Source organism: Pseudomonas sp. FW305-3-2-15-C-LB1 (assembly GCF_058787615.1).
The window spans coordinates 1-26,223 of sequence record NZ_JBYSZX010000021.1 but is presented as its reverse complement, the minus strand read 5'-3'; the positions used below and the strand labels follow the sequence as shown (position 1 = coordinate 26,223).

Below are 26,223 nucleotides of genomic sequence, written 5' to 3'. Positions count from 1 at the left end.
TTATTCGCCCGAGGCGTCGGCCGCGCTGCGCTTGCGCTTGCTGCTGCTACGGCGACGCTTCTTCGGCCCGGCGCCTTCGCCATCGCCTTTGCTGCCGAGGTCACGGATCATGTCGCGGCGTTCGCTGTCATTGGCGTCCTGGTAGTCGGTCCACCATTCGCCCAGGCCGTCGGTCTGCTCGCCGGCGCTTTCACGCAACAACAGGAAGTCGTAGCCGGCGCGGAAACGCGGGTTGTCCAGCAACAGGTCGGCACGTTTGCCACTGCGGCGTGGCAGGCGCTCCTGCATGTCCCAGATCTCACGGATCGGTATGGTGAACCGTTTGGGAATGGCGATGCGCTGGCACTGCTCGGCGATCAGCTCATGGGCGGCTTCCTGCATGGCCGGGATCGGCGGCATGCCACGCTCCTGCAGGCGCAGCACGCGCTTGGGCAGGGCCGGCCACAACAGGGCGGCAAACAGGAACGCCGGGGTGACCGGTTTGTTCTGCTTGATGCGCAGGTCGGTGTTGATCAGTGCTTCGCTGATCAGGGTGTGGGTGTACGTCGGGTTGTATTCCAGCGCCTCGGCGCTGGCCGGGAACAGTGGGTCGAACAACTGCAGGTCGACGAGCATTTCGAAGGTGTCGGCGGCATAGCCCGAGAGGAACAGCTTCAATACTTCTTCGAACAGGCGCGCCGAAGGGATCTCCCGCAGCATCGGTGCCAGTTCGCGAATCGGCGCGGCGGTGTGTTTCTCGATGCCGAAGTTGAGCTTGGCGGCAAAACGCACCGCACGCAGCATGCGCACCGGGTCTTCCTGGTAGCGCTGGACCGGGTCACCGATCAGGCGGATCAGGTTGTTGCGGATATCGTGTACGCCATTGGCGTAATCGAGAATGCGCTCGCTGACCGGATCGTAATACAAGGCATTGATGGTGAAGTCGCGGCGCTGCGCGTCTTCCTCGAGGGTACCGTAGACGTTGTCACGCAGGATGCGCCCGCTTTCGTTGCGGGAGGACTGATTGGTGTCTTCCTCTTCATCGTTTTGCGGGTGGCCGGCGCGAAACGTCGCAACTTCGATGATTTCGCGACCGAAGTGGATATGCACCAGCTTGAAACGCCGGCCGATGATCCGCGCATTGCGAAATTCGGCACGCACTTGCTCAGGCGTGGCGCTGGTGGCGACGTCGAAGTCCTTGGGCGTGATATTGAGCAGCATGTCGCGTACACAACCGCCCACCAGATAAGCCTGGTAGCCGGCGTTCTGCAAACGTTCGACGATATTCACGGCATAACGGCTGAATTGAGCGCGTTGCAGCGAATGCTGGCTGCTGTTGAGCACTTCAGGCGTGCTGGGTTTGTGTTGCGTACGACGCAAGGGCGAACGGAATGACTGGAACAACTTCTTCAGCATGGGATGCACTGTTTGAAGGAATGTTCGGCCATAACGAAGAATGACCGCATGATGGGCGGGGATTCTAGCATTTAGTCAGGGGATGGTGTAGGAACAAGCTGCAAGCCCCAAGCCAAAAGCTTCAAGAGGTTGCTGGGTGGTCAAATGGCGGAAACTACAAGGGGAGCCGAAGCTCCCCCAGAAGTAGTTGCGTGCTCTATTTTTATTATGGATTGCGGGCTTCTTGTTTTTGTTGATCGCCCTCGCCATGAAGCTTCACCTTCATGACACTCCCAATCGGGAGTCAAGAGCAAACGGATTGCTTTGGTCGCTGTGTTGCTGATCTACGATCCAACCAGTTCAGGCTCTGCCTTAGGGCAGTTTTTGTTGTTCTCGGCCTGGTTGCGGGGCAAGCCCCAAATGCAACGCCTCTCCAAAAGAATCAGTTAGCTGCGCCTCCGCCGTGTTGTTTTTGTTATGCGTGAGTCGATTCGTCTTATTTTTATTGTCTTGTACAAAGCTTGTTATTGTTTTTTTACTAAGCATATAGCAGGGTGCGTGCCAACTTTTGCACCGCCCAGCAAAACCGGGGGGTTGAGGTGGTATCGGGCTTTTGACGGCCCAAAAAAAACCGGGGCTTCGTTACCGTAAGCCCCGGCTTTTGTTACGCGAAATATCCGCGGTAACAGTTTTTTCACATCTGCGGGTGTTACCTGTGGGGGCGCGCCCTCAACTCTCGCTGGCCACGCCGGTCTTGCGCCGCGGAATGCCCAGGCGCTGGCGACGTTCCCACAGGCATTTACGGCTCACGCCCAGCTTGCGCGCCAGTTCGGTCTCGGTCATATGGTCCTGGTGCTCAAGGACGAAATGCTGGAAGTAATCTTCCAGTGACAGATCTTCCGTCGGCTCGTGGCTGGTGTTGCTACCGCCGCCCTGTTGTGGGGCCAGGCCGATGAAGTCGTCGTCCTCCAGATCGCTCAGCTCAATGTCGATACCCAGCAGCTCGGCGGAAATCTCCGGGCTCTCCGACAGGATCACCGCACGCTCGACCGCATTTTCCAGCTCCCGCACGTTACCCGGCCACGAGTAATGCCGAATCGCCTGCTCGGCGTCCGGGGCAAACTTCAGGTCGGTACGGTTGATGCGCGCGCTCTGGCGCAGCAGGAACGCGTTGGCGATCTCATTGACGTCGGCGCCACGCTCACGCAGGGCCGGCAACTTGAGGGCGATCACGTGCAGGCGGTAATACAAGTCTTCACGGAACTGGCCGATCTTGGCCAGGCTCTTCAGGTCCCGGTGGGTCGCGGCGATCAGTCGAACATCGACCTTCTGCGATTGCACCGAGCCCACACGGCGAATCTCGCCTTCCTGCAACACGCGCAGTAACCGCGCCTGGGCTTCCAGAGGCAGTTCGCCGATTTCGTCGAGGAACAGCGTGCCGCCGTCCGCCGCTTCCACCAGGCCCGCACGCCCGGCGCTGGCGCCGGTAAACGCGCCTTTTTCGTGGCCGAACAGTTCGGACTCGATCAGGGATTCAGGGATCGCCGCGCAGTTCACCGAGATCATCGGCGCCTTGGCACGCTTGGACAGGTTGTGCAGGGCGCGGGCCACCAGTTCTTTACCGGTGCCAGACTCGCCCTGGATCAATACATTGGAGTCGGTGGGCGCGACTTTGCGGATCTTGCTGTACAGGTCCTGCATGGGTGGGCAGGAACCGATGATGCCGATCTCGCCGTTGCTGTTGTCGACGCCTGGCTTGTCATTGGTTTTGCTCGCCGGTCGTTGCTCGGCCGGCGCGCTGCTGGCCGACTGGCGGTCGCGCAGGATACGGGCCACCGCCTGGAGCATCTCGTCATGGTCGAATGGCTTGGCGATGTAATCCACCGCGCCCATCTTCATGGAGTCCACCGCCGACCGCAGGCTGGCGTAGCTGGTCATGATCAGCACCGGAGTGCCCTGGCCCAGTTTGATCAACTCGGTACCAGGCGCGCCAGGCAGGCGCAGGTCGCTGACAATCAGGTCGAACGTGGGAATGCTGAACCGCTCCTGGGCTTCCTGCACCGAGCCGGCTTCGCTGACCTGGTACTGATTTCGTTCAAGCAGGCGACGCAAGGCAGAGCGGATAATGGTTTCGTCTTCGACGATCAAAATGTGCGGCATTGATTCAATTCTCTCGACGGTCTCAGTTCACAGCGGACGTCGCTTCGACATGACGCGGCAAGGTCACCCGAATACGGGTGCCGCGTTGGCTTTCGGTGTCAGCCGGGCTGTCGATGGTGATTTGTCCATAATGCTCTTCAACGATGGAATAGACCAGTGCAAGGCCCAGACCGGTACCTTCACCTGGGTCCTTGGTGGTGAAGAAGGGTTCGAACAATCGGTCCATGATGTTCTGTGGAATACCGCTGCCTTCATCTTCGACGATCAGATCGACCGTATGTTCGAAAGCCTCGGTCTTGACGCGCACCGCACCGCCGGCCGGGGTGGCGTCACGGGCGTTGGACAGCAGGTTGATCAGCACCTGGGCGAGGCGTTGGGAGTCGCCGTCGACCCAATGGTCGGGGTCGCATAAATTGAAGAACTGTACTTCGAAATTGCGCCGGTTCAAGGCCAGCAGCCCAATGGCGTCCTGTGCCACCTCGGCCAGGCACACGGCTTCGTCGTGGTTCTGGTGGGCGCCGGCGTGGGCAAAGCTCATCAGCGACTGCACGATGCGCGAAACACGCTTGGTCTGTTCGAGGATCTGCCCGCTGATTTCGGTGATTTCGCCGTCGTCTTCACGCTCTTCCCGCAGGTTCTGCGCCAGGCAGGCAATACCGGTGATCGGATTGCCGATTTCATGGGCCACGCCCGCCGCCAACCGACCGATACTGGCCAGGCGCTCGGAGTGCACCAGCTTGTCTTCGAGCATCTGGGTTTCGGTCAGGTCTTCCACCAGCAGCACCAGACCACTGTTACCGGGGGCCAGGGGTTCGTCGATGGCGGCTTTGTGCAGGTTGAGCCAGCGGGTCTGGCCGTCGAGGGCCAGGTGCTGCTTGTGCAGGTGTTCGTCGGGCAGATTGATGAAACCTTGCAACAGTTCTTTCCACGGCTCGCCCAGTGTATTCAGGCGTGAGCCGACTACGCGTTGCGCCGCGATACCGGTGAGTTCTTCCATGGCCTTGTTCCACATCAGGATCTCTTGATCCTTGGCCAGGGAGCAGACGCCCATCGGGAGTTCCTGCAGGGTCTGGCGGTGGTAGCGACGCAGGGCATCGAGTTCGGCGGCCAGGCCTGTGAGGCGGGAGTGGTAGTCCTCCAGCCGGCTTTCGATGAAATGGATGTCTTCGGTCACGTAGTTTTCGCCGCCGGCCTTGTAGGGCAGGAAGGTTTCCACCATGTCCTGGGACACGCTCGGCCCCATCAATCCGGACAGGTTGGCTTCGATACGGTCACGCAGGCGGCGCAGGGCGTACGGGCGGCGCTCATCGAACGGCAGGTAGAGATCGCGCAGCGCCTGCTCGACTTCCTTCTGTGCCGCCTTGGCACCCAACGGCTTGGCCAGTTGCGTGGCGAATTCCTGGGGTGAGGCGGCATGCAACTCACGTCGTTGCGGACGGCGTACGTTATCCACCGCGCAGGCTTCGGCGGCGCTGGTTTCTTCCGGGCTGGCGTTTGTAAACAGTGAGATCAGGGTGAACATCAAGACGTTGGCGGCCAGCGACGCAATCGCGGCCATGTGCCAACTGGTGTCATCCAGCACGTAGATCATGTTCAGCAACGGGATGTAGAAGCCCTGCAGGTTGCCGACCAGCGGCAGCAGCATGGTCACGACCCACACCAGGATCCCCGCCAGCAGCCCGGCGATGAAGCCACGGCGATTGGCGGTCGGCCAATACAGTACCGACAGCACGCCCGGCAGGAACTGCAAGGTGGCGACAAATGCAACGATCCCCAGGTTGGCCAGGTCTTGACCCGCGCCCAGCAGCAGGTAGAAACCATAGCCGGCCATGATAATCGCGACGATCAGCGCGCGCCGTGTCCATTTCAGCCAGCGGTAGATATTGCCCTCGGCCGGTGGTTGGTACAGCGGTAACACCAGGTGGTTGAGTGCCATCCCCGAGAGGGCCAGGGTGGTCACGATGATCAACCCGCTGGCAGCCGATAGCCCCCCGACGTACGCCAATAGCGCCAAGGCCGGGCTATTCGCGGCTATGCCGATGCCCAGGGTGAAATACTCAGGATTGGTGGTGGCCCCCAGTTTCAGACCGGCCCACAGGATCAGCGGCACCGCCAGGCTCATCAACAGCAGGAACAACGGCAAACCCCAGCTGGCGCTAACCAGCGAGCGCGGGTTGAGGTTTTCGGTAAAGGTCATGTGGTACATGTGCGGCATCACGATTGCCGAGGCGAAGAACACTAGCAGCAGTGTGCGCCAGGGGCCTTCCTGCAATGGCGTATGCAGGGCGGCGAGGGCGGTCTGGTTCTGCAGCAGCCACAGTTCCAGCTGTTGCGGGCCGTCGAACACGCCGTAGAGCGCGTACAGGCCAACGCCGCCGATGGCGATCAGCTTGATCACCGACTCGAAGGCAATCGCGAACACCAGGCCCTCGTGCTTCTCGCGGGTGGCGATATGGCGTGAGCCGAAGAAAATCGTGAACAGCGTGATCAGCGCGCAGAAGGCCAGGGCCACCCGATGTTGCACCGGTTCGCGGGTCAGGATGCTGATGGAGTCCGCCACCGCCTGGATTTGCAGGGCCAGCAACGGCAGCACGCCGATCAGCATGAACATGGTGGTCAGCGCGCCGGCCCAGGTGCTGCGAAAGCGGAAGGCGAACAGGTCGGCCAGGGAGGACAGTTGGTAGGTGCGGGTGATCTTCAGGATCGGGTAAAGCAGCACCGGTGCCAGCAGAAACGCACCGGACACCCCGAGGTAGCTGGAAAGAAAACCGTAACCGTATTGATAGGCCAGGCCTACGGTGCCATAGAACGCCCAGGCGCTGGCGTAAACGCCAAGGGACAAGGTGTAGGTCAGCGGATGGCGAATGATCGCCCGCGGAATCATTCCACGCTCACTGATCCAGGCCACCCCGAACAGCGCGGCCAGGTAGGCGGCGCTGATCAGCAGCATCTGGGTGAGGCTAAAGCTCATCGGCATCTTTTTGGCTCTGCAGGATGAAAGTCACGACGATCAGGATCAGCCACAGCAGATAAGGGCGATACCAGGCGCCCGTGGCGTCGATCCACCAATCCATGATGGCGGGGGAAAACAGGTAGATCCCGACGACCAGCAGCAGGACCAATCGATAGATGTACATGTTGGCCTCTGATTGAAAAACTGCGGCGATGGTAACGGATGCCGGCCAAGCTGCAAGCGCCTTCAGCTCAATTGCGCTTCTGCCAGCGTGAGTCTGTGCGGTATCCGCGTGGCGTCCCAGTGCTGGATGCCCCAATCCAGCAGTTCCCGTGGGCTGGCGTGGAGCAGCTCGTCACCGGGTTGCTGCCCGAGGGCGCGCAGGGCCCTTAATAGCAAAGGCGTGGCCTGGTCGGGTGTCAACGGCGGGGAACGATAGGATTTGCCCAATTTGTTACCGTCCGGCTGGACGATCAGTGGCACATGCAAGTAGCGCGGTTGGCGCAGGCCGAGCAGTTCCTGCAGGTAGAGCTGGCGCGGCGTGGAGTCGAGCAGGTCTGCACCGCGCACGATATCGGTAACACCTTGCCACGCATCGTCGAGGACGACTGCCAATTGATAAGCATAGAGGCCATCGCGGCGACGGATGACGAAATCGCCTACATCGCGACCCAGGTGCTGTCGGAATTCACCCTGGACGCGGTCGGTAAAGTGGTAAGCAAGCTCAGGAACACGCAAACGGATGGCGGCATCTTGCTGATCGTGGCCGGCATTGCGACACAGGCCCGGGTAGATGCCGTTGTAGGCCTCCAGTTGTTTACGTGAGCAAGTGCAGGCGTAGGCGAGGCCGTGGTTGAACATATCGTTCAGTACTTTGGCATAGGCTTCGTGCCGTTCGCTTTGTCGGACCAGTTCGCCGTCCCATTCAAATCCGTAGCTTTCCAGTGCGTGCAGGATCGCTGCCTGGGCGCCGGGCTCTTCGCGGGGCGGGTCGAGGTCTTCCATGCGCATCAGCCAGCGGCCTTGGTTGGCGCGGGCGTCGAGGTAGGAGGCGAGGGCGGCGACCAGTGAGCCGAAATGCAAGTGGCCGCTGGGCGTTGGGGCAAAACGCCCGATATAGGTAGAGGCTGTCATGGGCCGGATACTACTGGAAATTCGGTAAACCCCAGAAACAAAAATGGGGCGTTCGCACGCCCCATTCGTTCAGCTCGGCTGGATTACTTGCCGACCTGTTTTTCCTTGATTTCGGCCAAGGTCTTGCAGTCTACGCAGAGGTCTGCGGTTGGGCGGGCTTCCAGGCGACGAATACCAATCTCGACACCGCAGGATTCGCACCAGCCGTATTCTTCGTCCTTGATCAGCTGCAGCGTCTTGTCGATCTTCTTGATCAACTTGCGCTCGCGATCACGGGCGCGCAGTTCCAGGGCGAATTCTTCTTCCTGGCTCGCGCGGTCGGCCGGGTCAGGGAAGTTGGCTGCTTCGTCCTTCATATGGTCAACCGTACGGTCGACTTCCTGCATCAAGTCCTGTTTCCACTTGTTCAGGATCTTGGTGAAGTGCTCGCGCATGGGCTCGCCCATGTACTCCTCACCTTTCGTCTCTACGTAAGGTTCGAAGCCGTTGAGGCCTTGAGTCTGCTGTTGCTTTGCTTGGGTGGACATGAATAGACCGCCTCTCACTCTTCTAATCCATTGCGCAGGATTGCAACGTCACCGACACCTGCCGGCCCTGCGGCTGCAAGCGGGCGAACTTACCAGATAGATTCGGGGTGCGCCACTCCCGGTTGTCGAGGCCCACCGCAAAGGGGTTGCAAACTGCGACTGCCCGCCATTGCTGGGTATGTGTTGCCTCGAATGTAGATTTTAGTCGGTTTGCACGCGCTTGCCCGGACTGCACATGCCGCCGGGCAGGCAATAGAACATGTTTTACGGCGCGGGTTCGGTAGAATCCAGATTTTGTCCTCACCGTTAAGGAAGGCTAATGGCCCAGCCCTACAGTGCGCGCAGTCGCGCCATCGAACCTTTTCATGTCATGGCATTGCTGGCGCGGGCCAATGAGCTGCAGGCCGCCGGCCATGATGTGATCCACCTGGAAATCGGCGAGCCGGATTTCACCACCGCCGAGCCGATCATCCAGGCCGGCCAGGCGGCATTGGCCAATGGTAAGACCCGTTACACTGCAGCCCGTGGCCTGCCAGAGTTGCGCGAAGCCATCAGCGGTTTTTATCAGCAGCGTTACGGCTTGAACGTGGATCCCGAGCGCATTCTGATCACTCCTGGCGGGTCCGGCGCGTTGCTGCTGGCCAGCAGCCTGCTGGTTGACCCGGGCAAGCATTGGCTGCTCGCAGACCCTGGTTACCCCTGCAATCGCCACTTCCTGCGCCTGGTAGAGGGCGCGGCGCAACTCGTGCCGGTAGGCCCGGAGGTGCGCTATCAGTTGACCGCCGACCTGGTGGCCAGGCACTGGGATCAGGACAGTGTGGGCGCGCTGGTGGCCTCGCCAGCCAACCCGACGGGGACGATCCTCACCCGTGGCGAATTGGCCGGGCTTTCTGCGGCCATCAAGGCGCGCAACGGCCACCTTGTGGTGGATGAGATCTACCATGGCCTCACTTACGGCACCGACGCAGCCAGCGTGCTGGAAGTCGACGACGACGCCTTCGTCCTCAATAGTTTTTCCAAGTATTTCGGCATGACCGGCTGGCGCCTGGGATGGCTGGTTGCACCCCCGGCGGCAGTGGGCGAGTTGGAGAAGTTGGCGCAAAACCTCTACATCAGTGCTCCCAGCATGGCCCAACACGCGGCGCTGGCGTGTTTCACCCCACAGACCCTGAGCATTCTCGAAGAGCGCCGTGCCGAATTCGGTCGCCGTCGCGATTTCCTGTTGCCCGCCCTGCGCGAGCTGGGGTTTGGCATCGCCGTTGAGCCGGAGGGGGCGTTCTATTTGTACGCCGATATCAGCGCATTTGGCGGTGATGCCTTCGCATTTTGCCGCCATTTTCTCGAAACCGAGCATGTGGCTTTTACGCCTGGCTTGGACTTTGGCCGCTACCAGGCCGGTCATCATGTGCGTTTTGCCTACACGCAGAACCTCGATCGGCTACAAGAAGCGGTGGAGCGGATCGCCCGTGGTCTGCGGAGCTGGCAAGGCTGATGCGCTTTAATCCTCCCCTTGAAGAAGCGCGACTGATTCGCCGCTACAAGCGTTTTCTCACCGATATCGAGACCGTTACCGGCGAGTTGCTGACCATTCACTGCCCCAACACGGGCTCAATGCTCAATTGCATGGTGGAAGGTGGGCAGGTCTGGTTCAGCCGCTCCAATGACCCCAAGCGCAAATTGCCCGGCACCTGGGAAATCGCCGAGACGCCTCAGGGCCGCTTGGCCTGTGTGAACACGGCGCGGGCCAATCAATTGGTCGAGGAGGCGCTGCATGCAGGGGGGATCACTGAGCTCAATGGCTTTACCGCGTTGAAACGCGAAGTGCCTTACGGCCAGGAGAAAAGCCGCATCGACTTTCGCCTGGATTATCCCGACGGCGCGGCCTATGTCGAAGTCAAAAGTGTGACCCTGGGCTATGACGGCTCTGCGGTTGCGGCGTTTCCCGACGCGGTGACCCAGCGCGGCGCCAAGCATTTGCGTGAGCTGGCGCACCTGGCGCGGGAGGGTGTGCGCGCGGTGCAGCTGTACTGCGTCAATCTCTCGGGGATTGAGGCTGTGCGACCGGCGGTGGAAATCGACCCCGGTTATGCCGCAGCCCTGCGTGAAGCCAAGGCGGCAGGGGTGCAAGTGCTGGCGTATGGCGTGCGTGTGACCTGCGAAGAAATCTGTGTAGACCGGCAGCTGGACGTGCTGCTCGACTAGAGTTCCACCCATAGGCCTTGAGCGTCTTCGCAGCCGCGCAGGGCGGTCAGGCTCTGCCCGGCGCAAGGGCCGGCGATGCATTCGCCATTCTCGATCAGGAACAGGGCGCCGTGGGTCGCACACTGGATCAGGCTGGCGCTGTCGTCGAGAAACTGGTCGGGTTGCCATTCCAGTGGAATGCCACGATGGGGGCAACGGTTGATGTAGAAGTACGCAACGCCGTCGCGACGCACGGCCAGCAGCTTGCACCCGTCGATATCAAAACCGAGGCTGCTGTTGGGCGCGAGTGCGGTGGAGGGGCAGAGAAACTTCATTTCACTCCTTAAGTGCCTTGACGTTCAAATGCAAACAATTATCAAATGCCGGCTCGCCCGTCAGCTGACCGGGCGCTCAATACGATGCCAGACGGGCGTTTGCTGTCACATCAATGAGTGCTTGAGCGGCCCTGCCCTTGGAAGGAAACCCTGTTATGCGACTGAGTACCAGCGCTATTGCGCTCGTTGTCGGACTGCTGGTCAACCACGGGGCGCAAGCCTCTGAACTGCCACAACGCTGGGTGAGTGCCGGTGGGGCGCTGTCGGAATGGGTGACGGCCCTGGGCGGCGAGTCGAAACTGGTCGGGGTGGACACTACCAGCCAGCATCCCGAGTCCCTCAAGGCGTTGCCGAGCATTGGTTATCAGCGGCAATTGTCGGCGGAAGGCATTTTAAGTCTGCGCCCGCAGGTGCTGGTCGGCACCGAAGAAATGGGGCCGCCGCCGGTGCTGGCGCAGATTCGCAGTGCAGGCGTGCAAGTGGAAATGTTCTCGGCGCAGCCGGACCTGCCAACGTTGAAAGGCAATCTTCAACACCTGGGTAAGTTGCTGGGCAGCGAGGCCAAGGCCACCGAATTGTTTACCGGATATGAGCAGGCGCTGGATCAGCAGAAACGCTGGGTGACCAAGGCCCAGTCCACGCAAAAGGCGCCAGGCGTGTTGTTGTTGCTCGGGCATGCAGGCGGCAAGCCGCTGATCGCGGGCAAAGACACGGCGGCCGACTGGATGTTGCAACAGGCGGGCGGGCGCAATCTGGCGGTCCATGAAGGTTACAAGCCGTTTTCGGTGGAGTCGTTGGCGGGCTTGAGCCCGGATGTACTGGTGTTTGCTGACCGTGCCTTGACCGCAGACGCAGCGCGTGCGGCACTGTTCAAGGAAAACCCGATCCTGGCGTCCACGCCGGCGGCCAAGAGCGGGCGAGTGTTTGAGGTCGATCCCACCCTGTTGGTCGGCGGACTTGGGCCGCGTATGCCGCAAAGCCTCGCGGACCTGTCTGCCGGGTTTTACCCGTCCCAGGCCAAACCAGCCCCATGACCACTCCGGTAAAACCGAAAACGCTGTTTGTTGGGTTGGCGTTGTTGTGTGTCTTGGCGACCTGGCTTTCGCTGGCGCTGGGGCCAGTCAGCTTGCCTCTGTTGGATACGCTCAAAGCCGCCTTGCGCTTGATGGGGCTGCCGATTGAGCCCCAAGGGCTGGAGCAGGCTGAGCTGATCCTGGGGCAGATCCGTTTGCCACGCACGCTGCTGGGCTTGGCTGTCGGCGGGGTATTGGCCTTGTCGGGGGTGGCGATGCAGGGGTTGTTCCGCAATCCTCTGGCGGATCCGGGTTTGGTCGGGGTCTCCAGCGGTGCTGCGCTGGGGGCGGCGGTGGCGATTGTCGGCGGTTCGTTTTTCGGTGGTTTGCCGGATGCAGTTGGACCTTACCTGTTGTCACTTTGCGCATTCCTGGGAGGGCTGGGTGTGACGGCACTGGTATATCGCTTGGGGCGGCGCAACGGCCAGACCAACGTCGCGACGATGCTGCTCGCGGGCATTGCCCTTACGGCTCTCGCCGGTTCGGCGGTGGGCCTGTTCACCTACCTGGCCGACGACGCCACCTTGCGCACCCTGACATTTTGGAACCTGGGCAGTCTCAACGGCGCCAGCTATTCGCGGTTATGGCCGCTGTTGCTCGTGAGCGCGGGTGTGGCGCTGTGGTTGCCGCGCCGGGCCAAGGCGTTGAATGCCCTGTTGCTCGGTGAGTCGGAGGCCAGTCATCTCGGCATCGATGTGGAACGGCTCAAGCGCGAATTGGTGTTGTGCACGGCGCTGGGCGTGGGGGCGGCGGTTGCCGCAGCGGGCATGATCGGTTTCGTGGGGCTGGTGGTGCCGCATCTGGTGCGCTTGTTGGCGGGGCCGGATCATCGTGTGCTGTTACCGGCATCGGTCTTCGCGGGTGCGAGCCTTTTGTTGTTTGCCGATCTGGTCGCACGGCTTGCCTTGGCACCGGCTGAGTTGCCGATCGGTATCGTTACAGCGTTTATCGGTGCGCCGTTCTTTCTTTTCCTGTTGTTGCGGGGGCGTGCCTGATGCTTCGTGTGGAAGACCTGCACATCCGTCGCGGGCGCAAAACCGTATTGGCGGATATCACACTCGACCTGTTGCCGGGTGAAGTGCTCGGCGTGTTGGGGCCCAATGGTGCAGGCAAAAGTACGCTGCTCGGTGCGTTGTGCGGCGAGTTGCATCCCGACCTAGGCACAGTGTGCCTGGATCAACGTCCTTTGCAGGCGTGGAGTGGGGCACAACGATCACAGCGCCTGGCGGTATTGCCGCAAAGCTCGACGTTGGACTTCGCTTTCCGTGTCGAAGAGGTTGTCGGCATGGGCCGCTTGCCTCATCAGACCGGGCGCGTGCGCGATGACGAGATCATCGAGGCGGCCTTGCAGGCGGCTGACGTCGGGCACTTGAACGGTCGCAGCTACCTGGCGTTGTCCGGTGGCGAGCGCCAGCGGGTGCACCTGGCGCGCGTGCTTGCACAATTATGGCCAGGTGAAGCGGGGCAGACGTTGTTATTGGATGAGCCGACGTCAATGCTGGATCCTTTGCATCAACACACGACCTTGCAGGCCATTCGTACCTTCGCCGATCGTGGGGCGGCGGTGCTGGTGATCCTTCATGACTTGAACCTCGCAGCCCGTTACTGTGACCGTATTCTGTTGCTGGAGGCGGGGCGTCCGCATGCCTTGGATACGCCGGCGCAAGTGATGCAGCCTGAGCCCCTGAAAGCTGTTTTTGGTCTGGATGTGCTTGTGCAGGCTCATCCCGAGCGTGGGCATCCTCTGATCATTGCGCGCTGAGTTCGACTTTTCCACAGGCAAAAAAAGACCCGGCAAAAGCCGGGTCAAATAACCGTGATTAGCCTGATGAGGAGATAATCTGAGAGTCCGAACCAATGGTCTTTCAGTTATCGGCTGATCTCGCGACCAGTTGTGATAATCATAACGATTCTCATTTGAGAGTCAACCTTTGTTTTTTCGGTGTCTTGGGTTTTCTCAAACGCCCGTTCGGAATGTCTATAAACAGGGGGGCCTGATAGTCGATCTAATTCTTTTGGCGCGTTGAAAGAGCGTCGAGTTGACGGTTCAGCGCTTCCTTGCGCTCGGCAGGAATGTCATTCCAGTGCACGTCCATCAATGCCCCTTCGATGGCATACAGCAGCACTTTCGATGCACGAAACCCGCGCGTTCGCACGGCCCGGTAGGCATCAACCGCACCCAGGCGACGCAAGTCGGACGCGCTGTGGATGCCCACCGCATGCAGCCACTGTGCTGATGTCTTGCCAAGGTTTTTCAGGTGTTGCAGCTCATCGTTCATCAAGCCTCCTTGCGACGGCCGAATGGTGCGGTGGGTATGTGACCAGGCAAGCCTGAACAGAAGTGTAGCGCTCAGTAGGAAAAGCGTAGTTCTTTAGTCGGAAACGGCCTAAAGACGTATAAGCATGACCAGGTCAGGCAGGTGGGAAGTCCCCGGCACGCCTGCGCGAAACCGGGGCGGAAGCAGAGGGTTTCAGCGAGTGCGATAGCGCAGGCGTGTGCCGAAATTGACCGACATGAGAATCTCGTCAGCGCTCAGTTCGGGCGGGAAGTATGTGCCGGAAATCTGCGCGTGGGCCAGGCTGGCGCCCTCCAGCGGGCAGTCGCGCAGGTCCAGCCCGCGTAAATCGGCAGATCGGAAATAGGCGTCGGTAAAGTCCACGCCTGCCGTGTTCAGTTCGCGCAGATCCAGCCCACGGAAGTCGCCACCGCGCATGTCGATGGCACCGTCTTTTGGACGTTCCCGGTTGAAGCCTCGCACATCGTCTTTATGCAGGAGCGAGTAAAGCGGCGTATCAAGAAGCTTGGGCTGACTCATGACGGCAACTCCCGTTGGATTTATGGCGCCATTATAGTGCCACTATTGCTTGGTCGCGTGGCCCAAGTAGGCGACACGACCAAGAAATTTTTCTTACAGGCCCGGCAGGCGCTGGCGGATATGCGCCACCAGTGCATCGAGGGTCCCGCTTTCATTGGTCTCGACGCGCTTGCTGAGGAGCAACTCCTCGGCGGTGAGTGGCTCGCGATTGGCTTGCTGTTCTTTGATAACAGTCAGTGTCGCGTCGGAAGGGTCGTTGTTGTCCTCCTGACGTTGCGCCAGCCAACTGGCGATAACTGCTTGTGGGGCGTTGCAATCCAGAATCAGGAAAGGCGCACCCGTGGCTTCGGCAACAGTGGCGGCCGCATCGCGTTGTTCACGTTTCAGGAAGGTCGCATCCAGCACGACCGGGTAGCCGGCGCGCAGCACGGTATCGGCGATTTCATTCAGGCGTGCGTAGGTCGCAGCACTGGCGTCGGCCGCATAGATACCGGCCTGTGGTGTGTTTTCCACGTGCTGCTCGCCAAACAGGCGCTTGCGCTCCACGTCCGATCGCAGGCGCACGGCACCCAGTGCCTCCACCAGGCGCATGGCCACATGGCTTTTACCGACAGCCGAAACGCCGTGGGTAATGGCCAGGAAGCGCGATGGAATGGTGCTGTAGCTTTCCGCCAGGTTGGCATAGTTGCGGTATTGGCGCAGAGTCGTGGCGCGCTGCACCGGGCTGGCTTCGCTCGGCATGCTGAACAGCGCGATCTTGGCGCGGACCAGGGCGCGATAGGCTTTGTAGAAGTTCAGCACTTCCAGGCCCTGATAGTCACCGGTCAATTCCAGATACTGGCTGATGAAGCGGCGTGCCAGGGACTTGAGTCCACGGTCTTCCAGGTCCATGGCCAGGAAGCCGGTATCGGCGTACACATCGGTGAAACGGAAGGGCTCGTTGAATTCGATGCAATCGAAGATCACCACGTGGCCGTCGATCAACGTTGCATTACCCAGGTGAATATCACCGTGGCATTCGCGGGTGAAGCCGTCCAGCTTGCGCTGGGAAAACAGTGGCTTGAGACGCTCGAAGCTGCTTTCGGCCCAGGCCTGCAGGGCTTCCAGCTGGGTCAGGTCAGTCTTGTCGCTGAGGAATGGACGGATCTGGTCGAAGTTCTGGCGAACCGGCGCCATTACCTCATCCGGCGTGCCGGCCGGGTGTTCCTGCGGCACTTTCGGTGCGCAGAGGTGGAAGTGCGCGATCTGCTTGGCCATCTCATCGATGTGTGCGCTGGTCAATTCGCCGTTGGCTTGCAGGGTGCTGAGCAGTTGGCTCTGCGGAAACTGGCGCATTTTCAGTGCGTATTCGATCACCGGGCCATCGCCATCCAACTGCGGGGCTTCGGCTGTGCCGGTGATCGGCAACACTTCAAGATACAGATCCTCGGTCAGGCGCTGATTGAGGCGCAACTCCTCGTTACAGAAGTGGCCGCGCTTTTCCAGGCCGGTAAAATCCAGAAATCCGAAGTTCATCGGCTTTTTCAGCTTATAGGCGTAAGGACCGGTCAGTACGACCCAGGAAATATGGGTCTCGATGACTTGGAACGCTTCAACCGGATGGGGATATAAAGCCGGATTTTGCAGGGCAGCGATCAGGGACTGGCTCACGGGCGATCCTTCAGAGTCTGGGGAAAAACATGGCGGGCATTATGGCTGCTGCGACCGCTTGTGCAAACCGCTGTCCGGCTCATGTTGATCATCAATAAAGTGCGTATAATCCGCCGCCATGACTCGAACCCGATCTCCCCGTTCCCGTAAAAAACCTCCTTCCCGTGGTCTGCGCCCCTGGCTTGGCTGGGCGCTCAAGCTTGGCCTGGTAGGCCTTGTGGTGCTTGCCGGCTTTGCGGTCTACCTCGACGCTGTGGTGCAGGAGAAGTTCTCCGGCAAGCGCTGGACCATTCCGGCCAAGGTGTACGCGCGCCCGCTGGAATTGTTCGCAGGCCAGAAGCTGAGCAAGGATGACTTCCTGACCGAACTCGACGCCTTGGGCTATCGTCGTGAGCCCGTGAGCAACGGTCCGGGTGCAGCGGCTGTCAGCGGAAATACCGTCGACCTGAACACCCGTGGCTTCCAATTCTATGAAGGCCTGGAAAAAGCCCAGCCGGTGCGTGTGCGTTTCTCCGGCGATTACGTCGCCGAGTTGTCGTCCCTCAATGGCTCGAAGCTGCCTGTGGTTCGCCTGGAGCCGCTGATGATCGGCGGCATTTACCCGAAGAACCTTGAAGATCGCATCCTGATCAAACTTGATCAGGTGCCGCCTTACCTGCTGGAAACCCTGGTAGCCGTTGAAGACCGTGATTTTTACCATCACTGGGGGGTCTCGCCGAAGTCGATCGCCCGCGCAGTCTGGGTGAATACGTCCGGCGGCAAGATGACCCAGGGCGGCAGTACGCTGACGCAACAATTGGTCAAGAACTTCTACCTGACCAACGAACGCAGCCTGACCCGCAAGCTCACCGAAGCCATGATGGCGATGCTGTTGGAGTTGCATTACAGCAAGCAGGAAATCCTCGAGGCGTACCTCAACGAAGTATTCGTCGGCCAGGACGGTCAGCGCGCGGTGCATGGTTTCGGTCTGGCCAGCCAATTCTTCTTTGGCCAGCCGCTGTCCGAACTGAAGCTGCACCAGGTTGCGTTGCTGGTGGGCATGGTCAAGGGGCCTTCCTACTACAACCCGCGTCGCAACCCCGAGCGTGCGCTGGAGCGTCGCAACCTGGTGCTGGATGTTCTAGAGCAGCAAGGTGTTGCCACCGCCGAACAAGTTGCCGCCGCGAAGAAAATGCCACTGGGTGTCACCACCCGCGGCAAGTTGGCAGACAGCTCCTTTCCGGGCTTTATCGACCTGGTCAAGCGCCAGTTGCGTGAAGACTACCGTGACGAAGACTTGACCGAAGAAGGCCTGCGGATCTTCACCAGTTTCGATCCGATCCTGCAGATGAAAGCCGAAGCGTCGGTCAATGACACGTTCAAGCGAATGACCGGCCGCAAAGGCGCGGATGAAGTCGAAGCGGCCATGGTCGTGACCAACCCGGAAACCGGTGAGGTCCAGGCCCTGGTCGGCAGCCGCCTGGCCAGCTTCGCCGGTTTCAACCGCGCCCTGGATGCCGTGCGACCTATTGGTTCGTTGGTCAAGCCGGCGGTCTACCTCACGGCCCTGGAAAAACCGAGCAAGTACACCCTGACCAGTTGGCTGTCTGACGACCCGCTGTCAGTAAAAGGCGCTGACGGGCAGGTGTGGACGCCACAGAACTTCGATCGCCGTTCTCATGGGACAGTGTTCCTGTACCAAGGGTTGGCGCACTCCTACAACATCTCCACTTCGCGTCTCGGCCTCGAAGTGGGCGTACCGAATGTCCTGAAGACCCTCGCGCGCCTGGGCATTACGCGTGAGTTCCCGGCATTTCCATCGATCCTGCTGGGTGCCGGCGCAATGACCCCAATGGAAGTCGCGACGATGTACCAGACCCTGGCCAACGGTGGTTTCAATACGCCGATGCGCGGGATCCGAAGCGTGCTGACGGCTGAAGGCGAGCCGCTCAAGCGTTATCCGTTCCAGATCCAGCAGCGTTTCGATGCGGGCTCCATCTACTTGATCCAGAACGCCATGCAGCGTGTGATGCGTGAGGGTACTGGTAGTTCGGTCTATAAGGTGCTGCCGTCCAACCTGACACTGGCGGGTAAGACCGGGACCAGTAACGATTCGCGCGACAGTTGGTTTGCGGGTTTTGGCCAGGATGTGCTGGCGGTGGTTTGGATGGGGCGTGACGACAACGGCAAGACACCGTTCACCGGTGCCACCGGTGCGCTGCAGGTCTGGACCAGTTTCATGCGCAAGGCCGACCCGCTGCCGTTGAACATGCCGCAGCCGGACAACATCGTGCAGGCCTGGATCGATCCGCACACCGGGCAGGGGTCCGATGCCAACTGTCCGGGCGCGGTGCAGATGCCGTATATTCGCGGCAGCGAACCGCCACCCGGCGCCGCATGCGGTGGCAGTGCCCCTGCTGACGCGGAATCGGTGATGGATTGGGTCAAGGGCTGGATGAATTAAGCAAAGAGGGTTTCAAGTGAACAAGTGGTGGATTCCAGCTATTACAGCTCTGGCTTTGCTCAATGGTTGCGCCAGCGTGCAGCGCGGCTCCATTCCCGTGGTGGACTCGAGCACGACCGTGTCCAATAACGACCGGATCTCGGCCAACGGCGGGTTCCGCCAGACCGTGACCAACCGTCCCGCCCAGGCCAAGCCGCAAGCTGTGCCGCAGGATTCAGGTGTGGTGGTGATGGTGCCGGGTGGTGGCGCAGCGACGTCGGCGCCGATCAGCGCCGAGCCGTGGACCCCGGGGCCAAGCACCTCCGGTCCGATTGACTCGACCCCGATTCAGACGGCCCCGATCAACCAGGGCACCTACAACATGCCATCCACCCCGAGCGGCATTCCATCGTCCTCCAGCGCCGGCGGCCTGTCGGCTGACGAGCAATTGGATGGCCCGGTACTGGCCTTGCTGACCACTGCACAGCAGCAGCAGGCGAGTGGCGACCTGAATGGTGCGTCGTCGAGTCTCGAGCGCGCCCAGCGCGTTGCGCCGCGTGAACCGCAAGTGCTGTATCGCCTGGCCCAGGTGCGCATGGCCCAGGGCGATGCGCCGCAGGCCGAGCAATTCGCGCGTCGTGGCCTGACCTTGGCCAATGGTCGTCCCGACCTGCAAGCCAGCCTGTGGGCCTTGATTGGTGACGCGCGCGCCGCACAAGGCGACGCCGCCGGTGCCGCCCAGGCGCGCCAGAAAGCCAAGGTCAGTCTCTGATGGATGCACGGTTTCCCGCGATTGCCGAACAGTTATTGCTGATCGAGCGAGAGTTGCGTGTCCAGGGCTGGTGGGACGAGGTGTCCCCCAGCGTCGAGGCGCTCAGCAGTGTCGAACCCTTTTCGGTGGACACTCTGGACTTTCACCAGTGGCTGCAATGGATATTCCTGGTACGCATGAAGCAGATCCTCGAACAGGACCTGCCGCTGCCCAATGCGTCGGGCATTCTGGAAATGGCCGAGATGGTCTACGCCGATCGCCCGCTGGAAAGCCTTGGCTTACGCAATGCGCTGAAAAAGTTCGATCAACTGATCGTCGACGCTCGTTAATTGCCTGACTGCCGGCTTTTTCGGCAGTCTTGCGCATATTTCTACCGCTTGACGACATTCAGGCGAGTTTTATCCCTCCTCAAAGCCCTTTCTTCTACGTTCTCATGCGCTTAGTTGGAAAAAAGCGCAATTATTGCTTGACTTGAAGGGCCTGAAACAGAAGAATCCAAAGTCCGCTGTATCGGGACTGCCAGAAGCAGGCCCGCTCAGCAGATCATGAGGTGCACATCCGCGCCGACCTGTTACACCCGCAACGCGTTACCTCGCGCTGGGTGGGAAAAGCCCGCAACACTTGGGACGATCCCAATACTTGCTCAGTCAGTGCTGACGTAGTCGGCGACCACCGTCGCTCATGCTCTGTTGAGAAGTAAACCTATTAAGACCCGTCGGTTTTCAACGGACGGTATTCTGGCGTTTTAGAGGTGAACAACGTGGAGCTTTTATCTGGCGGTGAGATGCTCGTCCGCTTTTTGCGTGACGAAGGCGTCGACTATATCTACGGGTACCCAGGTGGTGCTCTGCTGCATGTTTACGACGCACTGTTCAAGGAACCGGCTGTTACCCACATCCTGGTTCGCCACGAACAGGCCGCGACCCATATGGCTGACGGTTATGCCCGTGCCACCGGTAAAGCCGGCGTGGTACTGGTAACGTCCGGCCCTGGCGCAACCAATGCCATCACCGGCATCGCGACTGCGTATATGGACTCTATCCCGATGGTGGTCATTTCCGGCCAGGTGCCCAGCACCATGGTGGGGACCGATGCATTCCAGGAAACCGACATGATCGGTATCTCCCGGCCGATCGTGAAACACAGCTTCATGATCAAGCATCCTTCGGAAATCCCGGAAGTCATGAAAAAGGCCTTCTACCTCGCACAGTCCGGTCGTCCGGGTCCTGTGGTGGTCGATATCCCCAAGGACATGACCAACCCGGCCGAAAAATTCGAATACATCTTCCCGAAGAAAGCCAAGCTGCGCTCCTACAGCCCGGCGGTCCGCGGGCACTCGGGGCAAATCCGCAAGGCGGCAGAAATGCTGTTGGCGGCCAAGCGCCCAGTGTTGTACTCGGGGGGGGGTGTGATCCTGGGCGGCGGTTCTGCACAGCTGACCGAACTGGCCAAGCTGCTCAACCTGCCGGTCACCAACACCCTGATGGGCCTCGGCGCCTTCCCGGGTACGGACCGTCAGTTCGTCGGGATGCTCGGCATGCACGGCAGCTACACCGCCAACCTGACCATGCACCATGCCGACGTGATCCTGGCCGTGGGTGCGCGGTTCGATGACCGTGTGATCAACGGTGCGAGCAAGTTCTGCCCGAATGCCAAGATCATCCATATCGACATCGACCCGGCGTCCATCTCCAAGACCATCAAGGCCGACGTGCCGATCGTAGGTCCTGTTGAAAGCGTGTTGACCGAAATGGTTGCCGCGCTCAAGGACATCGGCGAGGCGCCGAACAAGGAATCCGTTGCCAGCTGGTGGAAGCAGATCGACGAATGGCGCGGTGATCGCGGCCTGTTCCCTTACGACAAGGGTGACGGCAGCATCATCAAGCCACAAACCGTGATCGAGACCCTGTGCGAAGTGACCAAGGGCGACGCCTTTGTGACCTCCGACGTGGGCCAGCACCAGATGTTCGCCGCGCAGTACTACAAGTTCGACAAGCCTAACCGCTGGATCAACTCCGGTGGCCTGGGCACGATGGGCTTTGGTTTTCCTGCGGCCATGGGCGTGAAACTGAGCTTCCCAGACACCGACGTCGCGTGCGTCACCGGTGAAGGCAGCATCCAGATGAATATCCAGGAACTGTCGACGTGCCTGCAGTACGGCCTTCCCGTGAAGATCGTCTGCCTGAACAACGGCGTGCTGGGCATGGTTCGTCAATGGCAGGACATGAGCTACAACAGCCGTCACTCCCATTCCTACATGGAGTCGTTGCCGGATTTCGTAAAATTGGTTGAAGCCTACGGTCACGTCGGCATTCGCATCACTGATTTGAAAGATCTGAAGCCGAAGATGGAAGAGGCGTTCGCCATGAAGGACCGCCTGGTATTCATCGATATTCAGGTGGATACCAGCGAGCACGTCTACCCGATGCAGATCAAGGACGGCTCTATGCGCGACATGTGGCTGAACAAGACGGAGCGTACTTAATCATGCGGCACATTATCTCCCTGCTTCTGGAGAACGAACCCGGCGCTCTGTCTCGTGTTGTCGGCCTGTTTTCGCAGCGTAACTACAACATCGAAAGCCTGACCGTGGCTCCGACCGAAGACCCGACCCTGTCGCGTCTGACGTTGACCACTGTGGGCCACGATGAGGTGATCGAGCAGATTACCAAGAACCTCAACAAGCTGATCGAAGTGGTCAAGCTGGTCGACCTGTCGGAGAGTGCCCACATCGAGCGCGAGCTGATGCTGGTTAAAGTCAAGGCTACGGGTGCCCAACGTGCCGAGATCAAGCGCACGACCGACATCTATCGCGGGCAGATCGTCGATGTGAGCGCCAGCGTTTATACCGTTCAACTGACCGGTACAAGCGACAAGCTGGACAGCTTCATCCAGTCGATCGGGACGGCCTCGATTCTGGAAACGGTACGCAGTGGTGTCACCGGGATTGCCCGTGGCGACAAAGTACTCAGCATCTAACCCAAATTAGCGAATGGCCTTACGGCCTGGATATATAGAGGAACCTCATGAAAGTTTATTACGATAAAGATTGTGACCTGTCGATCATCCAGGGCAAGAAAGTCGCCATCATCGGCTACGGTTCCCAGGGCCACGCTCAAGCGTGCAACCTGAAAGATTCCGGCGTTGACGTGACCGTTGGCCTGCGCAAAGGCTCGGCCACTGTTGCCAAGGCTGAAGCCCACGGCCTGAAAGTGACTGACGTCGCTTCCGCTGTTGCTGCTGCCGACCTGGTCATGATCCTGACCCCGGACGAGTTCCAGTCCGCGCTGTACAAGAACGAAATCGAGCCGAACATCAAGAAGGGCGCCACCCTGGCCTTCTCCCACGGCTTCGCGATCCACTACAACCAGGTCGTGCCACGCGCCGACCTGGACGTGATCATGATCGCGCCAAAAGCGCCGGGTCACACTGTACGTTCCGAGTTCGTCAAGGGCGGCGGTATTCCTGACCTGATCGCGATCTACCAGGACGCATCGGGCAACGCCAAGAACGTGGCACTGTCCTACGCCGCTGGCGTGGGTGGCGGTCGTACCGGCATCATCGAAACCACCTTCAAGGACGAGACTGAAACCGACCTGTTCGGCGAACAAGCCGTACTGTGCGGCGGTACCGTCGAGTTGGTAAAAGCCGGTTTCGAAACCCTGGTTGAAGCTGGCTACGCGCCGGAAATGGCCTACTTCGAATGCCTGCATGAACTGAAGCTGATCGTTGACCTCATGTACGAAGGCGGTATCGCCAACATGAACTACTCGATCTCCAACAACGCCGAATACGGCGAGTACGTGACTGGCCCGGAAGTGATCAACGCCGAGTCCCGTCAGGCCATGCGCAACGCCCTGAAACGTATTCAGGACGGCGAATACGCCAAAATGTTCATCAGCGAAGGTGCTACCGGCTACCCTTCGATGACCGCCAAGCGTCGTAATAACGCCGCTCACGGTATCGAAGTCATCGGCGAGCAACTGCGCTCCATGATGCCGTGGATCGGTGCCAACAAGATCGTCGACAAAGCCAAGAACTAAGTCGTACGTATCAGGGGAAAACGCGGCCTAGGCCGCGTTTTTTCGTTTGGGCGGCGGGTTCTGGTATAAAGCTGCATCGTTTGCGGGCGAACACTCGCCGCAAGTATCTGTCGAACTTTTTTCACACCGTTGCAAGGTAAAGTCCATGAGCGAACGTCCCGAAGAGCCAAGCCAGGCTCCTGACGCCGAAAGCCTGCTGCCGATCGATGAACATGTCGAAGAAGGGCATGACGCGGAAGGTCGCAAGGTCCGGCATCGTGGCATCTATCTTCTGCCCAACCTGTTCACCACGGCGAACCTGTTTGCCGGGTTCTATTCCATCATCAATTCCATGAGCGCGCAGAGTGCTCTGGCGGCGGGTGATGCGGCGAGTGCCAGCAAGTATTTCGGTTTTGCTGCCATCGCAATCTTCGTGGCCATGGTGCTCGACGGCCTTGATGGCCGTGTGGCGCGCATGACCAACACACAAAGCGCCTTCGGTGCCGAGTACGACTCGCTCTCGGACATGGTTGCGTTTGGCGTCGCCCCCGCGTTGCTGGCGTTCGCCTGGGCGTTGGGTGATATGGGTAAGGTGGGCTGGATGGTTGCCTTCATCTATGTCGCCGGTGCTGCCCTGCGCCTGGCGCGCTTCAACACCCAGGTTGGGACCGCCGACAAGCGTTACTTCATCGGTCTGGCCAGCCCTGCTGCTGCGGGTGTGGTGGCAGGTATCGTCTGGGCCTTCAGTGATTACGGCATCCAGGGTTCGAAAATGTCGTTCCTGGTGGCCTTGATGGTGGCCGCTGCCGGCATGCTGATGGTCAGCAACATCAAGTACAACAGCTTCAAGGAACTGGACTTGAAGGGGCGTGTACCTTTCGTGGCAATTCTGGCGGTAGTGCTGGTATTTGCCGTGGTGTTCAGTGATCCACCGCGCATCCTGTTGCTGGCGTTCCTGGTGTACGCCGCTTCGGGGCCGGTTCAATACCTGCTGCATCTGCGCCGCGACAAAACATTGCCTTAATGTAATTTCCCCCATACTCCGCAGTCTATTGGTGCATCAGTCCTCCAATGCTGCGGAGTTGCCATGTTAATCAAATTACCCAAAGCGTCCGATTGCCACGAGTCGGATGTCACGCCTGAATCCTTCTATTTATCTCGCCGTAGCTTGCTCGGTGGTGCGCTTGCCGGTATTGCAGCCAGTAGCTTGCCGCGTTGGGCCAGTGCTGACGAGGCCTCGCGTTATGCCGATGTTGAAGCGGGCAAGGCGCCTGGCTGGTTTACCGAGAAACTGCCAGGCACAAAATGGCAGGCCATCACGGTGAAGGACGAGGCGATCACGCCTTTCAAAGACGCTACGCACTACAACAACTTCTATGAGTTCGGTACAGGTAAGGGGGACCCGGCCACGAATGCCGGTTCACTCAAGACCGAGCCGTGGAGCGTTGTCATTGATGGTGAGGTTGCCAAGCCAGGCCGTTATGCCCTGGAAGACTTCATGAAGCCCTATCAGTTGGAAGAGCGGATCTACCGTCTGCGCTGTGTAGAGGCCTGGTCGATGGTTATTCCATGGATCGGTTTTCCCATCTCGGCGCTGCTCAAGCAAGTTGAGCCGACCTCGAAGGCCAAATACATCCGTTTTGAAACCCTCCAGGATCCCAAAAGTATGCCGGGGCAGCGTTCGAGTTTTGGCTTGATCGATTGGCCTTATGTGGAGGGCTTGCGTCTGGATGAGGCGATGAATCCTCTGGCGATCCTGGCGGTGGGTATGTATGGGCGTGAGTTGCCCAATCAGAATGGTGCGCCGCTGCGCCTGGTGGTGCCTTGGAAGTACGGCTTCAAGAGTGTGAAGTCGATTGTACGGATCAGTCTCGTGAGTGAGCAGCCGAAAACCACGTGGCAGAGCATTGCTGCTGACGAGTATGGCTTCTACGCGAACGTGAACCCTACGGTCGATCATCCACGTTGGACTCAGGCGCGGGAGCGTCGTCTGCCGAGTGGGCTGTTCAGCCCTAATGTACGTGAGACTCAGATGTTCAATGGGTACTCGGATGAGGTGGCTTCTCTTTATACCGGTCTCGATCTGCGGAAGAACTACTGATGCGTTACCCGATCTGGCGTGTTGGCGTCTTTATCGCAGCGGCGATTTGGCCGCTCTTCTGGCTCTATGAAGCGTGGAGTTCTGCTCTCGGGCCGGATCCGGGCAAGGTATTGGTGGATCGGCTGGGGCTCGGCACGTTGATTCTGTTACTGATTACCCTGGCAATGACACCGCTGCAGAAGCTCAGCGGTTGGGCGGGGTGGATAGCGGTGCGTCGGCAACTGGGGTTGTGGTGCTTTGCCTACGTTGTGCTGCATCTGGCGGCTTATTGTGTATTTGTGCTTGGGCTGGATTGGTCGCAGCTGGGGGTGGAGTTGCGCAAACGGCCCTACATTATTGTCGGGGCGCTGGGGTTTATTTCCCTGTTGGTTCTGGCGGTGACGTCGAATCGTTACAGTCAGCGTCGGTTGGGGGCGAGTTGGAAGAAGCTGCATCGCTTGGTGTACGTAGTTCTTGGGCTGGGTTTGCTGCATATGTTGTGGATCGTGCGAGCGGACCTCAAAGAGTGGGCTATCTATGCTTCTGTAGGTGCGTTGCTGTTGGTGCTACGGATACCGCCCGTAATGCGGCGAATCCCACGGCTTATTGCGAAAAAACCACTTTCTGCAACAAAAACGTAATTAAGGGTTGACGGCAGATTCTGGAAGTCTATAATTCGCCCCACTTCCGGCGCAGTCGAAACGGAAAACTCCTTGGTAAACAA

24 protein-coding genes are annotated in these 26,223 nt (G+C 59.7%); 14 read left to right on the top strand and 10 right to left on the bottom strand.

The window, feature by feature from the left end; genetic code table 11:
• The 6 genes from AC3WP7_RS27025 to dksA form a co-directional block, all read right to left on the bottom strand.
• On the bottom strand, nucleotides 1-1,395 hold the full coding sequence (locus AC3WP7_RS27025) for a polynucleotide adenylyltransferase PcnB (RefSeq protein WP_102592718.1): 1,395 nt from the start codon (nucleotides 1,393-1,395) through the stop codon (nucleotides 1-3).
• A gap of 708 nt (nucleotides 1,396-2,103) precedes the next feature.
• Nucleotides 2,104-3,534 carry a sigma-54-dependent transcriptional regulator gene (locus AC3WP7_RS27020; RefSeq protein ID WP_092248406.1) on the bottom strand — a complete coding sequence of 477 codons (1,431 nt, stop codon included), beginning with the start codon at nucleotides 3,532-3,534 and terminating at the stop codon, nucleotides 2,104-2,106.
• Between the two features lie 22 nt (nucleotides 3,535-3,556).
• Nucleotides 3,557-6,511, bottom strand: coding sequence for a sensor histidine kinase (locus AC3WP7_RS27015; RefSeq protein ID WP_162276390.1), 2,955 nt, complete (start codon nucleotides 6,509-6,511; stop codon nucleotides 3,557-3,559).
• Entirely contained in the window at nucleotides 6,495-6,671 is a 177-nt protein-coding gene (locus tag AC3WP7_RS27010; protein ID WP_003176118.1) for a hypothetical protein, read from the bottom strand. Before AC3WP7_RS27010 ends, AC3WP7_RS27015 begins: the two co-directional genes overlap by 17 nt.
• 62 nt (nucleotides 6,672-6,733) lie before the next feature.
• On the bottom strand, nucleotides 6,734-7,621 hold the full coding sequence (gene gluQRS / locus AC3WP7_RS27005; RefSeq protein WP_102592719.1) for a tRNA glutamyl-Q(34) synthetase GluQRS: 888 nt from the start codon (nucleotides 7,619-7,621) through the stop codon (nucleotides 6,734-6,736).
• An 83-nt stretch (nucleotides 7,622-7,704) separates the two neighbouring features.
• Nucleotides 7,705-8,148 carry an RNA polymerase-binding protein DksA gene (gene dksA / locus AC3WP7_RS27000; RefSeq protein WP_058427634.1) on the bottom strand — a complete coding sequence of 148 codons (444 nt, stop codon included), beginning with the start codon at nucleotides 8,146-8,148 and terminating at the stop codon, nucleotides 7,705-7,707.
• A 319-nt stretch (nucleotides 8,149-8,467) separates the two neighbouring features.
• Here dksA and AC3WP7_RS26995 point away from each other — a divergent pair, with 319 nt between their 5' ends.
• Together AC3WP7_RS26995 and sfsA are read left to right on the top strand one after the other, a co-directional pair.
• A complete protein-coding gene (locus AC3WP7_RS26995; RefSeq protein ID WP_093514394.1) occupies nucleotides 8,468-9,640 on the top strand; it encodes a pyridoxal phosphate-dependent aminotransferase in 1,173 nt (390 codons plus the stop codon).
• Entirely contained in the window at nucleotides 9,640-10,350 is a 711-nt protein-coding gene (sfsA, locus tag AC3WP7_RS26990; RefSeq protein WP_102592720.1) for a DNA/RNA nuclease SfsA, read from the top strand. Before AC3WP7_RS26995 ends, sfsA begins: the two co-directional genes overlap by 1 nt.
• On the opposite strand, the gene AC3WP7_RS26985 is transcribed toward sfsA, so the two are convergent.
• The gene (locus AC3WP7_RS26985; RefSeq protein ID WP_071490014.1) at nucleotides 10,347-10,664 is read right to left on the bottom strand and encodes a Rieske (2Fe-2S) protein; all 318 of its coding nucleotides are present in this window, start codon (nucleotides 10,662-10,664) and stop codon (nucleotides 10,347-10,349) included. The genes sfsA and AC3WP7_RS26985 overlap by 4 nt on opposite strands.
• Before the next feature lie 155 nt (nucleotides 10,665-10,819).
• Between AC3WP7_RS26985 and AC3WP7_RS26980 the strand changes: the two genes are divergently transcribed.
• Genes AC3WP7_RS26980 through AC3WP7_RS26970 form a run of 3 tightly spaced genes read left to right on the top strand, consistent with a single transcriptional unit; the run spans nucleotide 10,820 to nucleotide 13,499 of the window.
• The gene (locus AC3WP7_RS26980) at nucleotides 10,820-11,698 is read left to right on the top strand and encodes a heme/hemin ABC transporter substrate-binding protein (protein ID WP_093125988.1); all 879 of its coding nucleotides are present in this window, start codon (nucleotides 10,820-10,822) and stop codon (nucleotides 11,696-11,698) included.
• A complete protein-coding gene (locus AC3WP7_RS26975) occupies nucleotides 11,695-12,732 on the top strand; it encodes a FecCD family ABC transporter permease (protein ID WP_102592721.1) in 1,038 nt (345 codons plus the stop codon). Before AC3WP7_RS26980 ends, AC3WP7_RS26975 begins: the two co-directional genes overlap by 4 nt.
• A complete protein-coding gene (locus tag AC3WP7_RS26970) occupies nucleotides 12,732-13,499 on the top strand; it encodes a heme ABC transporter ATP-binding protein (protein WP_102592722.1) in 768 nt (255 codons plus the stop codon). Before AC3WP7_RS26975 ends, AC3WP7_RS26970 begins: the two co-directional genes overlap by 1 nt.
• Nucleotides 13,500-13,743: 244 nt before the next feature.
• On the opposite strand, the gene AC3WP7_RS26965 is transcribed toward AC3WP7_RS26970, so the two are convergent.
• From AC3WP7_RS26965 to AC3WP7_RS26955, 3 genes are all read right to left on the bottom strand, one after another.
• Nucleotides 13,744-14,016, bottom strand: a complete 273-nt coding sequence (locus tag AC3WP7_RS26965; RefSeq protein ID WP_092248424.1) for a TfoX/Sxy family protein — start codon at nucleotides 14,014-14,016, stop codon at nucleotides 13,744-13,746.
• Nucleotides 14,017-14,208: 192 nt separating this feature from the next.
• Nucleotides 14,209-14,553 (bottom strand): pentapeptide repeat-containing protein, encoded by a 345-nt coding sequence (locus AC3WP7_RS26960; RefSeq protein WP_071490019.1) that lies wholly within the window; start codon nucleotides 14,551-14,553, stop codon nucleotides 14,209-14,211.
• Nucleotides 14,554-14,646: 93 nt separating this feature from the next.
• A complete protein-coding gene (locus AC3WP7_RS26955) occupies nucleotides 14,647-16,203 on the bottom strand; it encodes a bifunctional aminoglycoside phosphotransferase/ATP-binding protein (protein ID WP_102592723.1) in 1,557 nt (518 codons plus the stop codon).
• 118 nt (nucleotides 16,204-16,321) lie between these two features.
• On the opposite strand from AC3WP7_RS26955, the gene mrcB reads away from it, so the two are divergent.
• The 9 genes from mrcB (at nucleotide 16,322) to msrQ (ending at nucleotide 26,140) form a co-directional block, all read left to right on the top strand.
• Complete coding sequence (gene mrcB, locus AC3WP7_RS26950; protein ID WP_071490021.1) at nucleotides 16,322-18,646, top strand: penicillin-binding protein 1B; 2,325 nt, start codon at nucleotides 16,322-16,324, stop codon at nucleotides 18,644-18,646.
• Between the two features lie 16 nt (nucleotides 18,647-18,662).
• Nucleotides 18,663-19,397 carry a tetratricopeptide repeat protein gene (locus tag AC3WP7_RS26945; RefSeq protein WP_102592724.1) on the top strand — a complete coding sequence of 245 codons (735 nt, stop codon included), beginning with the start codon at nucleotides 18,663-18,665 and terminating at the stop codon, nucleotides 19,395-19,397.
• A complete protein-coding gene (locus AC3WP7_RS26940; RefSeq protein WP_071490023.1) occupies nucleotides 19,397-19,726 on the top strand; it encodes a YqcC family protein in 330 nt (109 codons plus the stop codon). The genes AC3WP7_RS26945 and AC3WP7_RS26940 overlap by 1 nt, the downstream gene beginning before the upstream one ends.
• Nucleotides 19,727-20,157: 431 nt before the next feature.
• Nucleotides 20,158-21,882 carry an acetolactate synthase 3 large subunit gene (locus tag AC3WP7_RS26935; protein WP_071490031.1) on the top strand — a complete coding sequence of 575 codons (1,725 nt, stop codon included), beginning with the start codon at nucleotides 20,158-20,160 and terminating at the stop codon, nucleotides 21,880-21,882.
• Nucleotides 21,883-21,884: 2 nt separating this feature from the next.
• Nucleotides 21,885-22,376, top strand: a complete 492-nt coding sequence (ilvN, locus tag AC3WP7_RS26930) for an acetolactate synthase small subunit (RefSeq protein WP_003176102.1) — start codon at nucleotides 21,885-21,887, stop codon at nucleotides 22,374-22,376.
• A gap of 47 nt (nucleotides 22,377-22,423) precedes the next feature.
• Nucleotides 22,424-23,440: a ketol-acid reductoisomerase gene (ilvC, locus tag AC3WP7_RS26925; RefSeq protein ID WP_003176099.1), complete on the top strand. Its 1,017-nt coding sequence runs from the start codon at nucleotides 22,424-22,426 to the stop codon at nucleotides 23,438-23,440.
• Between the two features lie 145 nt (nucleotides 23,441-23,585).
• On the top strand, nucleotides 23,586-24,443 hold the full coding sequence (gene pssA / locus AC3WP7_RS26920; protein WP_058427621.1) for a CDP-diacylglycerol--serine O-phosphatidyltransferase: 858 nt from the start codon (nucleotides 23,586-23,588) through the stop codon (nucleotides 24,441-24,443).
• A 63-nt stretch (nucleotides 24,444-24,506) separates the two neighbouring features.
• On the top strand, nucleotides 24,507-25,520 hold the full coding sequence (msrP, locus tag AC3WP7_RS26915; RefSeq protein ID WP_102592725.1) for a protein-methionine-sulfoxide reductase catalytic subunit MsrP: 1,014 nt from the start codon (nucleotides 24,507-24,509) through the stop codon (nucleotides 25,518-25,520).
• A complete protein-coding gene (gene msrQ / locus AC3WP7_RS26910) occupies nucleotides 25,520-26,140 on the top strand; it encodes a protein-methionine-sulfoxide reductase heme-binding subunit MsrQ (protein WP_102592726.1) in 621 nt (206 codons plus the stop codon). The genes msrP and msrQ overlap by 1 nt, the downstream gene beginning before the upstream one ends.
• Nucleotides 26,141-26,223 lie beyond the last annotated feature (83 nt).